Origin of the sequence: Pelagibacterium sp., from assembly GCF_048264985.1 — a bacterium.
In the GTDB taxonomy this organism is placed as follows: domain Bacteria; phylum Pseudomonadota; class Alphaproteobacteria; order Rhizobiales; family Devosiaceae; genus Pelagibacterium.
The window spans coordinates 16,174-29,176 of the sequence record NZ_JBLXCL010000011.1; the positions used below are offsets into that span (position 1 = coordinate 16,174).

Below are 13,003 nucleotides of genomic sequence, written 5' to 3' on the forward strand. Positions count from 1 at the left end.
GAATGTCCCTTCCTTAATTTGGTTTTCTAGCGATCCGGCACGAAGCTCTTGCCGAGCGAAGCCGGGGTATTGATCAGCGTCAACCGGCGGTTCTGGGATATTAAGACCAGAACAAGCACGGTGGCGAGATAGGGGAGAGCGGAAAGGAATTGGGATGGAACGCCAATCCCGAGTGCCTGGGCGTGCAACTGGCCTATGGAAACAGCCCCGAAAAGATAGGCGCCGGCGAGAACGCGGGCGGGGCGCCACGAGGCAAAGACAACCAGCGCAAGGGCGATCCAGCCGCGGCCCGCCGACATGTTCTCTGTCCATTGCGGTGTATAGACCAGCGACAGGTGAGCACCGGCCAGCCCCGCGCAGGCGCCGCCAAACAGAACCGCGCAATAGCGGTAGCGAATGACCTTGATGCCCAGCGCATGAGCCGATTGCGGGTTGTCTCCGATCGAGCGCAGCGTGAGCCCTTGTTTGGTTTTGAAAAGGAACCAGGCGACGCCGAAGACCAACGCTATGGAGATGTAGAAAATGGGGTCCTGGCCAAACAGCAACCGACCGATGATGGGGATATCGGAGAGCAAAGGAATGTCGAGAACTGGCATACGGACGGCTGAGCGGCCGACATAGGGTTCGCCAATAAGGCCCGACAGGCCCAAACCAAGAATGGTCAGAGCCAAGCCCGTTGCATATTGATTGGTGGCCAGCGAGAGGGCAAGAAATGCAAACAGCAGCGACAGCGCCGTACCGAAGAGGACACCGGCCAGTGCGCCGATAAACGGATTGCCAGTGACGATCATGCCGACGAACCCACCAACGGCGCCCATCACCATCATGCCTTCGACGCCGAGATTAAGCGTGCCGGAGCGTTCTACAACGAGTTCGCCGATCGCGGCGAGCAAGAGGGGCGTGGCGGCTGTGGCGATGGTCAGAAGGATCGATTCAAGCATCGGCTGTGCTCCCCGATGCTTTTGATGTCCGCGCAAAACGGACGCGGTAGTGGATCAGGGTGTCGCAGGCCAGAATGTAGAGCAGCAGGGTGCCCTGAAAGACACGCGCCACCTTGTCTGAAAGCCCGAGCGAGATTTGTGCGGCTTCGCCACCGAGATAGGTCAGCGCCAGAACCAGCCCGGCGACAATCACGCCGAGCGGATTGAGGCGGCCAAGGAAGGCGACGATGATCGCTGTAAAGCCATAGCCCGGCGAGATGATGGGGCGCAGCTGTGCCGAAGCGCCGGCCACTTCGATGATGCCTGCAAGGCCGGCACATCCGCCGGCCAGAAGGAACGAAAAGAATATCATCTTTTTCGCGCTGAACCCGGCGAATTTGCCGGCGCGGGGGCTGGTGCCGAGCACCTTGATTTCGAAACCCTTGAGGGTCCGGGAGAGCATTATCCAGATGGCGACAGCGACAAGGATGGCAATGAGTATACCCCAATTGGCGCGACCATCGGCGGGCATCAGTTCGGGAATGCGGGCAAATTGGTGAAAACGCACGGATTCGGGAAAATTCATGCCGCCCGGATTGCGCCAGGGACCGCGGACCAGATAGTCGAGGATCAGCTCGGCCACATAGACGAGCATCAGGCTGACAAGAATTTCGTTGGTGTTGAATTTCGCCTTGAGCAGCGCGGGAATACCAGCCCAGAGCGCACCGCCCACAATGGCGAACGCCATCATCAGGGGCAACACGAGAGGGCCCTGGAAATCGGTAAAAAGGACCGGAAAGATAGAGCCGGCAAGGGCTCCCATGATGAATTGGCCCTCTGCCCCGATGTTCCAGTTGTTGGACAGGTAACAAACTGAAAGCCCAGCGCCCATAAGGATCAGCGGTGCTGCCTTGATGAGCAGTTCGTGAATGGACCACATCTCGGTCAATGGCTCGATAAAATAGACATAGAGCGCTGTCAGCGGATCCTTGCCGAGTATGGCAAACATGATCGCCCCGGTCAGTACCGCCAGGGTCAGGCCGATCAGTGGAGAGAGAAATTGCAGGGCACGTGACGGATCGCCACGTTTTATGAGTTCTAACCTCATGCTGGCTGGCCCTCAAAAATGCCCGACATTTTCAGGCCGATGGCATTGCGATCCGTCTTGGCGACGGGGCAAAAATCGGAAAGCCTGCCTTCGGCGATCGCAGCCAGCCGATCGGTAAACTCGAAGAGCTCGTCCAGATCCTGGCTGATAACCAGAACGGCGGCGCCGCCTTCGGCGAGATCGACAAGAGTCTGGCGGATACGAGCGGCCGACCCTGCGTCAACGCCCCAAGTTGGCTGATTGACGACGATCACCTTCGGGTCTTCGAGGACTTCGCGCCCGATAATGAATTTTTGAAGATTGCCCCCCGAGAGCGATTGGGCAGCAGGGTCGGATGCGCTTTTGCGCACGTCGAGCCTGTCCACAATGGTTTCGAGCAGGTTCTTAGCCTTGCCGCGGTTGAGGAACGGGCCGGATCTGAGGCCGGTGTTGACCCTGTAACGGGTGAGGATGACATTTTCGCTCAGCGAAAGTGAGGGGACAGTGGCGTGTCCCAGGCGTTCCTCGGAAACAAACACAGCACCTTTGGCGCGTCGCGCAGAGATATCGTCGTGGCCCACTGGCTGGCCGAACAATGTGATCTGCTCAGGGCGTCCGGCAAGACGCTCGCCTGAAAGGACATCGAAAAGCTCGGACTGGCCGTTGCCGGCGATGCCGGCGATGCCAACGATTTCGCCAGGAAAAAGGTCAAGGGAGACATCTTTGAGAGGTGTGCCGAAAACCTCTTTGGAACCCATTGAAAGACCGGAGATCGAGAGCAGCGGCGCAGTGCCCTGGGCTCTGGCCCTGGCCGGGCGGATCTGGTGAATGTCGGCGCCCACCATCATGCGGGCAATCGACGCCGCTGTTTCGTCGCGCGGAGTGCACGTGCCGACGATTTTGCCGTGGCGCAGAATTGTTGCGCGTTCGCAGAGCGTCCTGACTTCTTCAAGCTTGTGTGAGATGTAAAGGATCGCCTTGCCCTCATCGCGCAGCTTGCGCAGCACGGCAAAAAGATCGTCGACCTCCTGCGGCGTGAGCACCGATGTCGGCTCATCCATGATGATGAGGTCGGGATGACCCAAAAGGCAACGGACGATTTCGATGCGCTGGCGTTCACCAACCGAGAGATCGTGCACATAAGCCTCGGCCTTGAGCGGAAGGCCGTAGTCGCGTGAGACGGTTTCCACGTCGGCGGCAATTTTCTTGATCGGCGTTTCACCGGACAGTGCGACCGCAACATTTTCGGCGACAGTAAGCGCTTCGAACAGGGAGAAGTGCTGGAACACCATGCCAACGCCAAGCTGTCGCGCAAAAGCCGGGCTGGGAATCGACACCGATTTGCCGCGCCAGACGATTTCGCCGGCATCAGGCTGAAGCGCGCCATAGAGCATTTTGACAAAAGTTGATTTGCCAGCCCCGTTTTCTCCCAGCAGGGCGTGGATTTCGCCCGGAAAAATCTGCAAATCGACGGAGTCGTTGGCCTTAAAGGTCCCGAAGGACTTGGTGAGACCCCTTAGGGTCAGCAGTGGTTCGGGACCGCTTACTGTCATCACGCGCCAAAATTGGACCAAATGGACAAAAACACTATGTCGTCACAATTCGCGGCATGCAAGGTCGTTTGTACTCATGGTGGCCAGTTGTTGAACGATAATTTTCGATTGCACATTTTTGCGTCACAAGTTGGTGGAACGCGTGGCAGAGCCGTGCGTTTATCCGCTGCCGGGCACAATTCCCGGTCCGTTGGGCTCCGGCCGGGTCCGTATGACGAGGGACGTAGCGATGACTGATGAAAAACCCGAGCTGACCAAGACTGAAGTGCGGCAGGGCAATAGCCGCAAGATGAATTCGCGGGTTTTGATCTTTGGCATTGTCGCCATCGTGGTCCTGTTCGCAGCTGTTTATTGGTTTAGTACAGCTACATACGACGAGACTGCCACAACGACGGATGGCGGGGCGACGCTCGAAGATGTGCCTGCTGCAGATGATGATGTGGAAGGCGACCTTGACGCATTGCCTACACCAGTGCCGGCAGACGAGGCTGTAACCGAGCCCGAGACTCCGGCGACTGCAACACCTGAAGCGACAGCACCAGCAGAAACTGAAGACGCAGCGCCAGCCAGCGAAGAGACTCAAACACCAGCGGCCCAATAGCACGCTTGATCGATTGCCACCTCAGGCAGGGCCATAAATTGTCTTGAGGTGGCTGTTCGATCTTTTCCCCGGCGCTACACCGGTGCAAATCAAGATCGGCGCAGAGCGACTGAATTGCGCAGGATAAGTTCTGAACGCAAGAGAATTTCTCGCCGGTTCGGCCGCTCCCCCTCGAGCATTTCCAGCAGGAGGTCCATGCTTGCTTCGCCGATTTTCAAGCGCGGCTGTTTCATCGTCGTGAGCGATGGAGTGACAAAGCTGGCAAACGAAATGTCGTCAAATCCCATCACCGAAAATTCATGTGGCAATTGATAGCCGCGCGCTGTGAGTGCAATCAACACGCCCAGTGCCGTGGCGTCGTTGACGCAAAAAAATGCAGTGGGCAGCCTGTCGCGAACGAACATGCGCTCGGCCGCTGCGCGGCCGCTTTCCGTCGTGCCGTCAGCTTCGAGTATGAACCCGGGCTGCGCCGGTATGCCGGCGGCTGACATCGCAGTGCGAAACCCCCGCTCTCGCAATTGGGCAACGACCCGACCTGGCGATTGTCCGATAAACGCTATCTCCCTATGACCCTGACTGATGAGGTGGTCGGTAGCCACACGTGCCCCTTCCACATTGTCCACGCCGACGAATGGAATTTCGGAGTTCGTAATCGGCTCATTGATCGCGACCATGGGGGGAAGTCTGGCGCCCGGCTGTTCTTCTGCGAGGCCAAAAGGCAGGTGGCCGGTAAGCAAGATGATACCGTCAGCCTGGTTGGACGATATGAAGCGCAGGTAGTTCGTTTCCCGCACGGGGTCATTCTGGGTGTTGCCAATCAAGACGCCATAGCCGCGCTTAGACGCTTCGGTTTCAAGCCCCACCAGAATGTTGGAAAAATTCGGATCGCCGACATCGGGTGCCAAAATCAGGATCATGTGTGAGCGCCGGGTGCGTAGATTGCGCGCCATAGCGTTGGTCGTGTAGCCGGTCTGAGCAACCGCTTCTATGACCTTGCGACGGGTGGATTCGGCGACTTTACCCGGTTCGTTGAGCGCGCGGGAAACTGTGGCGATCGACACGCCGGCGATCAGTGCCACATCCTCAATCGTTGCTGGTTTGACCGCGCTCAAGGCTCCCCCATGCCGTTTTTTGTCCTTGCGGAGCACGGCCATTCAACGCAACGGATCCACGGTGCGTTGGCACCATTGTCCCAGCACAATGGTTTATACACATCTGCCTCTGTGTAAACCTTTACATGTCAAATGAAAAGGTTTACACAACCGGCAATGGGAGAGGTTGGACAGTGTTCTGGCCAAGAAAGTCGGGGGAGGACTGGTGATGGCCGATGGTGCCAGTGCACCACATATTCTTGCAGCCAGCAGGGTTTCCAAGAGCTTTGGAGAAGTGCCGGTCCTTTTCAGCATCGATTTCGATGTTCGTGAGGGCGAAGTTCATGCGTTGATAGGTGAGAATGGCGCGGGAAAATCGACGCTCATCAAGATCCTCTCGGGGATCGAGCAGCCTACCTCCGGCACTATCGTTCTGGACGGTGAGCCGATACGGCTCCCTTCAAACGGGGAAAGTGCGTCACTTGGAATCGTCGTTATCCATCAAGAACTGAACCTCGCTGAACACCTCACTGTTGCAGAGAGTATTTTTCTTGGTCGTGAATGGACGCGCTTCGGATTCTTGCGCCGCGCAGACATGCTCTCGGAAACTCAGCGCATTCTCGATGGTCTGCACGTTTCGATCGATCCCAATGCCCGCATCAACACCCTGTCGGTTGCCGACAAGCAGATGGTGGAGATCGCTAAGGCAATCAGTCGCGATGCACGGGTATTGATCATGGACGAGCCAACGGCCGTCCTGACTTCGGCCGAGACCGATACGTTTTTTGAGCAGGTGCGGCGCCTCAAGTCGAAGGGCGTGGCCATTGTCTTTATCTCCCACAAGCTCGACGAGGTCATGGCGCTGTCCGACCGCATTACTGTGCTTCGTGACGGGCAATTGATCGCAACCGTGGATACTGGTGATCTTACGCCGGACGCGATTGCCGAAATGATGGTTGGACGTGAACTTTCCAACCTTTATCCGCCCAAGGACGAACCCGATGTCGATGCACCGGTGCTTCTTTCTGTCGATGATCTGACGGCGCCCGGCGTTCGGGGGGTGAGCTTTGCTTTACGGCGGGGAGAGATTCTCGGGTTTGCCGGACTGATCGGCTCGGGGCGGACTGCCGTGATGGAAGCGATCGTGGGGCTAACCGAGAAAACCGGTGGTATTGTGCGGTTAAGAGGCGAGCCCGTAGCGTTTTCAGCGATCGGAGAGGCTATCGATGCTGGGCTGGTCTATATGACCAAGGACCGCAAGGGAAAGGGATTGCTGCTTAATATCGGACTGCAATCGAACCTGACTCTTTTAACACTCAAGCGCCACATCAAGCGCGGTTTTCTCAACGAAGCCAGTGAAGTCGAAGCCATGGAGCGGGCGACGCGACGGTTCGATATCAGGGCGCGCGATGCCTCCGTCCGTGTCGGTCAGCTTTCTGGCGGCAATCAGCAAAAACTGATGCTTGGCAAGGCGATGGAAAGCGAGCCGGAAATCGTCATTATCGACGAGCCGACGCGTGGCATAGACGTCGGCACCAAACAGCAAATTTATCACATCATTGCCGCCCTCGCCAAAGAGGGCAAATCCATAATCGTCGTGTCATCGGAAATGCAGGAAGTGATCGGGCTTTCGCACCGGGTGGTGGTGATGCGTGAAGGTCGCCGCATGGGTACGCTCGAAGGCGCTGAAATCAAAGAAGGGGAAATCATGCGCTATGCCGCTGGACTCAAGGGAGAGTTAGACGATGACCGCGCAAGCGCATGAGGGTGTAAAGCCCGCCAAAAAGCGGTTCAAGATCGATTACCACACCTTCGGTCCGTTGGTGGCGCTGATCGCCTTGTGTCTCTTGGGGTTGGCGCTCAACCCAGCTTTTGCATCCGAGGGCAATATCGCCAACCTTCTGACTCGTTCCGCCTTCATCGGCATCATTGCCGTCGGCGCGACCTTTGTGATCACCGCAGGTGGGATCGACCTTTCGGTCGGCTCGATGGCCGCAGTGATTTCGGGTGTGATGATTATCGTCATGAACGCTGCGATCGAGACATTGGGGACGGGAATTTCCACTGTACTGCTCGGCTGCGCCGCTTCGGTTCTCCTTGGATTGGCCGCGGGTTTTCTCAACGGCTTCATGACGACCAAGGGCAAGATAGAGGCCTTCATCGTGACGCTCGGCACCATGGGAATTTTCCGTTCGCTGGTGACCTATTTCGCCGATGGCGGCACGCTGTCGCTGGCGTTTGACGTGCGCGATGCGTATCGGCCCGTCTATTACGGCAGCCTGTTAGGCATTCCCATTCCCGTTGTCGTGTTTGCTCTGGTGGCAGTCCTGGGCTGGATTTTGCTCAATCGCACAGCATTCGGGCGATACTGCATGGCGATCGGATCCAATGAAACCGTTGCTCGCTATTCGGCCATCAAGGTCGATCGGATCAAGACACTTACGTACGTCATTCAAGGGCTTTGCGTTTCGATAGCAACAATCATCTATGTGCCGCGACTGGGGTCGGCCTCGTCTTCAACGGGCGTCCTTTGGGAACTCGAAGCCATTGCCGCCGTGATCATCGGGGGCACCATGCTCAAGGGCGGTTATGGTCGCATTGGCGGCACTGTCATCGGCGCGATCATGCTCACGACCATCGGCAACATTTTGAACCTTACAGACATCATCTCGAACTATCTCAATGGCGCGGTTCAGGGCATCATCATCATTGCCGCAGTCTGGCTGCAGCGCGGCAATCTCGGTCACCTCAATATCTTTAGGAAGACCAAGGGTTAGACAAATTCCAACCGGCGCAAACGCGCCGGCGGGGGCAGCGCCTTGAGGAGAGGCGTGATTAAAACCAAGGAGGACTATCATGCGAACACTCAAGCTCATTGCCGGTGCTGCTCTGTGCAGCGTTGCGCTGGGGGTGACCGCTGCGGCGGCCCAGGACATCAAGATCGGTGTTTCCATTCCTGCCGCTACGCGCGGTTGGGCAGGCGGGCTAAACTGGCATGCCGAGCAGGCCATGACCCGTATCGAAGACGCCAATCCCGATATTGATGTCATCCTGATCGCAGCTGACGGCCCGGCACAACAGGCCAACGATCTGGAAGATCTGATCTCCATTCATCAGATAGATGCTCTTGTCGTTCTGCCCTTCGAATCCGAGCCGCTTACCGATCCGGTGCGCATGGTCAAGGAATCCGGGGTCTTCGTCACCGTGGTTGACCGCGGACTGGCCCAGGAAGGTATCGAGGACGTCTATGTGGCGGGGAACAACACCGCTCTGGGTACGGTTTCTGGTGAGTACTTCCTGTCCAGGCTCGGGGAAGGCGACAACATCGTCATCCTGCGTGGCATTCCGACAGTCATCGACGACGAGCGCTTCAATGCCTTCATGGAAACTATCGATGGGTCCGGCATTAACGTTCTGGACAACCAATATGCCAACTGGAACCGTGATGACGGGTTCGAAGTGATGCAGGACTTCCTGTCGCGCTTTCCGGACATCGACGGCGTCTGGGCACAGGATGACGATATTGCGTTGGGCGTTATTGAAGCCGTGCGTCAGGCTGGCCGTGAGGATGAGCTGTTCATCGTTGGCGGCGCCGGGATGAAGGAAATCATCCAGATGGTCATGGATGGCTCGGAACTGGTGCCGGTGGATGTGCTTTATCCGCCCGCAATGATCGCTACCGCCATGGATGTGACGGTGAGCCATTTCACTTCGAACGGTCCGGTTTCCGGCGAGTACATTCTGGGCGCTCCACTCATTACGCCAGAGAATGCCGAGAACTATTACTTCCCGGATTCAACATTCTGATGGTGCTGTAATAGCGCTAAAAAGAAGGGCGGCTCGCGAGCTGCCCTTTTTTTGCGTTCACGTGCCGGAAAACACCGATCGCAGCCAAGGGAGAATCGAAAGACGCGGCGTGCGTTGCTCCAGCGACGGTTTTGCCGGGCGCCCAAGTGTTCCGGATCGGGGCAGCAGTTCGTTTTCTGCGTTGGGGTCGCCATCGGGATGCTGGTCTTTGTCAGCTGCCGGGGTGTCGCCGGCCAATGCGGCCAGATAATTGTCAGCCCAATTGTCCACGTTGTAGGTTTGAGCCGTCTTCATCAGGCTCTGCCAACGTTCCTTGCGTTCTTCGAGCGGCATGGCGATTGCCTTGCGCATTGCCTCGGCGGTTTCATCGGTATCGAAGGGATTGATGATAAGCGCTTCGTGGAAGATTTCCGCCGCCCCGGCAAAACGTGACAGGACAAGAACGCCGGGGTTCTCTGGGTTCTGAGAGCCGACATATTCGTGAGCGACAAGGTTCATTCCGTCGCGTAGTGGCGTAACGAGTCCGACGCGCGCAAGGCGATAAAGACCGGCTAGAGAGGCTTGGGAGTAGGCGCGTTTGACGTAAGTAATGGGCAGCCAGTCCGGCTCTGCAAAGCGTCCCGTTAATCGGCCCACTGCGGTATCGAGTTCATCGGAGATCACCTGATACTCTTTGATCGTATCGCGCGAGGGCGGCGCGATCTGGATCATGTGGACGGCGCGCCGAAGATTGGCATTATTCTCGAGCAGTTTCTCATAGGCCTGAACGCGCTGGGGCAAGCCCTTGGAATAATCCAGTCGGTCGACGCCTAAAATCATGGCGCGACCGTTCATTGAACGCTCGACGCGTTTGTACAACTTCTGAGCGTTCGGGCTGATGGCCAGCTTGCCAAAGGCGTCGGGGTCCGAGCCGATCGGGAAAGCCTCAAGGACTGTATTGCCCATTTCGATTTCAAAAGGGGTGCCGCCAGCCTGGCGGTACATTTCCTCATGAGCGATAAATTCGTTGAAGGCAGCGACGTCGCGCTGCGCCTGAAACCCAACCAAATCATAGGCAAGCAGATCAGTCAGCAACTCCTCGTGATGGGGAATTGCGTTGAGCGCATCGGGGGTGGGGAAGGGGATGTGAAGATAGAAGCCGATCTTGTTGCGGATATTGCGACGGCGCAGTTCCGTCGCGAGCGGAATAAGATGGTAATCATGCACCCAGATGATGTCATCGGGCTGAATATGCTTGGCGATTGCCTCGGCGAATTGCACGTTCACCCGGCGGTAGCCCTCATACCAATGGGAGTGAATGTCGGTCAGATCGAGGCGCAAGTGGAAGGCCGGCCAGAGGATAGAATTGGAAAACCCGGCATAATAGCTCTGGTGATCGGACTTGGTCATGTCGATCGAACCAATCTGCAGCCCGTCCACAGTCTCGAACTTGGCATCCTTGCTGGGGCTTTCGGCAAACGAACCCGACCAACCGAACCAGAAGCCGTCTCTTGCTGAGAGCGTTTTTTTCAGTGCGACGGCGAGTCCGCCGGCGGCTGGAGATTTTCCGGGAATACGGTTTGAAACAATGATTAGGCGGCTCATTTGACCTGGCTTTCCTGAACGCTTTGATCGGCAAAATCGGGTGCGGCTGTGTTTTGTTCCCTCTCAATAAGGGCCTCGAAATAAGCAAAGAGCGATGCAATGTCGGGGAGGGCGAACCGGGCCCTGGTTTGTGTCGGTTCGCCTATCCTTATGCCAAATCCTCCCAAATCGGCGGCGGCCTGAAAGCCATCTTCATCGGTCACGTCATCGCCGATGAAGACCGGCAAGCGCCCGGCAAACGGGTTAACTTGCATTAATCGGATTATGGCCGCGCCTTTATTGGCCGATGTGGGACGAACCTCCACCACCATCTTGCCGGCAATAGCGTGAAAATCGGAATAGTCCTGGATGGCGCTTTCGATGGCTGCGCTGGCTATAGCGCCCTTTTCGGGCGCTGCGCGGTAGTGAACAGCAACTCCGGTTGGTTTGGGCTCGATGAGCAAGCCGGCTTCCGCACCAAGTTTCTCAAATACGTGGGCGGTGATGGTTCTGGCGTCGGCTACAAGGTGGGGTTTAGGGCCGGTGGTTTCGCCTTCGTGACGCAGCTCTGCACCATGACTGCCAGAAACTGAGAAGTCCTGACCGGGGAGAAACGCATCGACTGTCTCAATGGTACGCCCAGTTACAACGGCAAGAGCGCCGTCAAGCGCTGTATATAGGGCGCCGAGCCGCGCGGGAAGGTCGCGGGGGACCTGCACAGCGTCAGGGTGTGAGGCGATTTCGACGAGCGTGCCGTCGAAATCGGTAAATATCGCTACCGGGTCCGAACTGGCGGACAGGATAGCGGAAACCGCGTTTTGCATATTCTCCGGGGCTTGTTTGTTTGAGTTCGCTCCGTCAATTCAATGTCCATAAAGACAAAGGGTTCCGGGATGGGGCGACAGGGACCGTCTCGTGTCTGCCTTTTGGCTGGCTATACCAAAGACTTGCCGACTGCGGCCGCCAAAGCAACAGCCAACAGCGCATACCGGCTAGTCACCGGTGGTGGATTGTAGCGGATCGGGCCATTTGAGTGCCTGGCCAGGGGGTGCCCGGCCAGGGCGTAATCTTTGTCAGCGCTGGATAACGGTTCGGATCAATGAAGCTGAATCCGGGCAGCCAAGTGAATCTGCCGTATCGATGCAGGCAATATTCGCCACGGCTGTCGAGGGTGTTACCGTCAATCCATTGGCTTGAGTAATCGTCAATATGACGATGAACAGGCTGGCCGCTAAAGCGGTCAGACTGACGAGGCGTGGTGTGGTCATCATGGTGGCCTCCCCGCACATGTCCGGATTAAGACGGCGGATCGATCCGCAGAACTTTCCGGAAAGTTAACGCCGCATACAGCTGCAGAATGCTTGAGACGAAACCGTCTGGCAAGCATTTGTTAATGAGTGTCCCAACACTAAGCCGATACCGAACGTTAGCGCTTGGGATTAAGCGATTGAAAACAGTTCATTAGCGGGTGCTGTCTATTGTGCCTGGCAGTGGAAAAATCGGGGAGAGGCACGGCCTAGGCCGGCTGGCAATATTACAGATGCCCCTCTCCCCTAAAGACTGGAAAAGCGAGGACGCGAGCCTTGCCAGTCTTTTCGATCGCGGCAATGGCCGCGAAGTGCGCTGAAGCCCAAAGGGCCGAAAAGGCGGGAGGAATGAATGCAAGCGCGTTCCTTGGGGGACTACGAAGCACATTCCTCCCTATCGGACGTAGCCGGGGACGCGGTGGCTACGCCCGAATGGGCCAGGTGACGGTCTCCCGTACCCAGAAATCAACGAGGGACGCCATTTCTGCCCGATAGGCGTCCAGTTCGTGGTGTCGGACGAAAACCGCATCGGCACCGCTGTCGAGCAGCTCACGACGGCACTCTGCTGCTCCAGTATCTGCAATGGCTGCCAGCGGAACGTTCGCATCGGCGACGAAGTTCCCGATGCGGGATATGAAGTCGGCCGATGCGCCTGACTGTGACTTGAGATCCACAATAACCATGTCCGGCCGGTCGATGCCGCTCGAGCCGAGAAGGCGCAGAAGGGTCCGTTCGGCGCGTCGTGCGCTGCCAATCCAAGCCACGCGAGCTGGGGAGGTTGTCGCTTGCATAGCCCGACGCATAAGGCGCGCAGAGTGTTTGTGGTCGTCGACGAGCACGAATAGCGGCTCGAGCGGGGCATTGCTGGTCATTGGCCTCAACCAGGAAAAAGACCTGTGCTGAAAACGCTCAGGTCGACGTAAGAACTCGCGTCAATAAGAGAAAAATTCCGAGCCTCTCCGCCAAGAGGCAATCTCCGTCGCAGCCAAGATGTACATAGTGCGGCACAGGCAGGCTGCATCTGGGGCATATGAGGGAAACACCTGACCGGGAAAAGGTTATCCCCGGTAAAAA

12 protein-coding genes are annotated in these 13,003 nt (G+C 57.3%); 4 read left to right on the plus strand and 8 right to left on the minus strand.

Annotated features, from left to right (window positions below; genetic code table 11):
• Positions 1–26: 26 nt before the first annotated feature.
• Genes ACN0TA_RS17115 through ACN0TA_RS17125 form a run of 3 tightly spaced genes read right to left on the minus strand, consistent with a single transcriptional unit; the run spans position 27 to position 3,560 of the window.
• A complete protein-coding gene (locus ACN0TA_RS17115) occupies positions 27–941 on the minus strand; it encodes an ABC transporter permease (RefSeq protein ID WP_417585196.1) in 915 nt (304 codons plus the stop codon).
• Positions 934–2,028, minus strand: a complete 1,095-nt coding sequence (locus ACN0TA_RS17120; protein ID WP_417585198.1) for an ABC transporter permease — start codon at positions 2,026–2,028, stop codon at positions 934–936. The genes ACN0TA_RS17115 and ACN0TA_RS17120 overlap by 8 nt, the downstream gene beginning before the upstream one ends.
• Positions 2,025–3,560, minus strand: coding sequence for an ABC transporter ATP-binding protein (locus tag ACN0TA_RS17125; protein WP_417585200.1), 1,536 nt, complete (start codon positions 3,558–3,560; stop codon positions 2,025–2,027). The genes ACN0TA_RS17120 and ACN0TA_RS17125 overlap by 4 nt, the downstream gene beginning before the upstream one ends.
• Positions 3,561–3,789: 229 nt before the next feature.
• Between ACN0TA_RS17125 and ACN0TA_RS17130 the strand changes: the two genes are divergently transcribed.
• Positions 3,790–4,161, plus strand: a complete 372-nt coding sequence (locus ACN0TA_RS17130) for a hypothetical protein (protein WP_417585202.1) — start codon at positions 3,790–3,792, stop codon at positions 4,159–4,161.
• A gap of 89 nt (positions 4,162–4,250) precedes the next feature.
• Here the strand turns inward: ACN0TA_RS17130 and ACN0TA_RS17135 are convergent, their stop codons facing one another.
• Complete coding sequence (locus tag ACN0TA_RS17135; protein ID WP_417585204.1) at positions 4,251–5,273, minus strand: LacI family DNA-binding transcriptional regulator; 1,023 nt, start codon at positions 5,271–5,273, stop codon at positions 4,251–4,253.
• Between the two features lie 208 nt (positions 5,274–5,481).
• Here ACN0TA_RS17135 and ACN0TA_RS17140 point away from each other — a divergent pair, with 208 nt between their 5' ends.
• The 3 genes from ACN0TA_RS17140 to ACN0TA_RS17150 all read left to right on the plus strand — a co-directional run bounded on the left by ACN0TA_RS17140 (position 5,482) and on the right by ACN0TA_RS17150 (position 9,059).
• Positions 5,482–7,017 carry a sugar ABC transporter ATP-binding protein gene (locus ACN0TA_RS17140; protein ID WP_417585278.1) on the plus strand — a complete coding sequence of 512 codons (1,536 nt, stop codon included), beginning with the start codon at positions 5,482–5,484 and terminating at the stop codon, positions 7,015–7,017.
• Positions 6,998–8,029, plus strand: a complete 1,032-nt coding sequence (locus ACN0TA_RS17145; protein ID WP_417585206.1) for an ABC transporter permease — start codon at positions 6,998–7,000, stop codon at positions 8,027–8,029. The genes ACN0TA_RS17140 and ACN0TA_RS17145 overlap by 20 nt, the downstream gene beginning before the upstream one ends.
• Before the next feature lie 79 nt (positions 8,030–8,108).
• A complete protein-coding gene (locus ACN0TA_RS17150) occupies positions 8,109–9,059 on the plus strand; it encodes a substrate-binding domain-containing protein (RefSeq protein WP_417585208.1) in 951 nt (316 codons plus the stop codon).
• A 57-nt stretch (positions 9,060–9,116) separates the two neighbouring features.
• Here the strand turns inward: ACN0TA_RS17150 and ACN0TA_RS17155 are convergent, their stop codons facing one another.
• The 4 genes from ACN0TA_RS17155 to ACN0TA_RS17170 all read right to left on the minus strand — a co-directional run bounded on the left by ACN0TA_RS17155 (position 9,117) and on the right by ACN0TA_RS17170 (position 12,801).
• On the minus strand, positions 9,117–10,643 hold the full coding sequence (locus ACN0TA_RS17155) for an alpha,alpha-trehalose-phosphate synthase (UDP-forming) (RefSeq protein WP_417585210.1): 1,527 nt from the start codon (positions 10,641–10,643) through the stop codon (positions 9,117–9,119).
• Positions 10,640–11,446: a trehalose-phosphatase gene (gene otsB, locus ACN0TA_RS17160; RefSeq protein ID WP_417585212.1), complete on the minus strand. Its 807-nt coding sequence runs from the start codon at positions 11,444–11,446 to the stop codon at positions 10,640–10,642. The genes ACN0TA_RS17155 and otsB overlap by 4 nt, the downstream gene beginning before the upstream one ends.
• Positions 11,447–11,695: 249 nt before the next feature.
• A complete protein-coding gene (locus ACN0TA_RS17165) occupies positions 11,696–11,893 on the minus strand; it encodes a hypothetical protein (protein WP_417585214.1) in 198 nt (65 codons plus the stop codon).
• Positions 11,894–12,351: 458 nt separating this feature from the next.
• Positions 12,352–12,801, minus strand: a complete 450-nt coding sequence (locus ACN0TA_RS17170) for a hypothetical protein (RefSeq protein WP_417585216.1) — start codon at positions 12,799–12,801, stop codon at positions 12,352–12,354.
• Positions 12,802–13,003 lie beyond the last annotated feature (202 nt).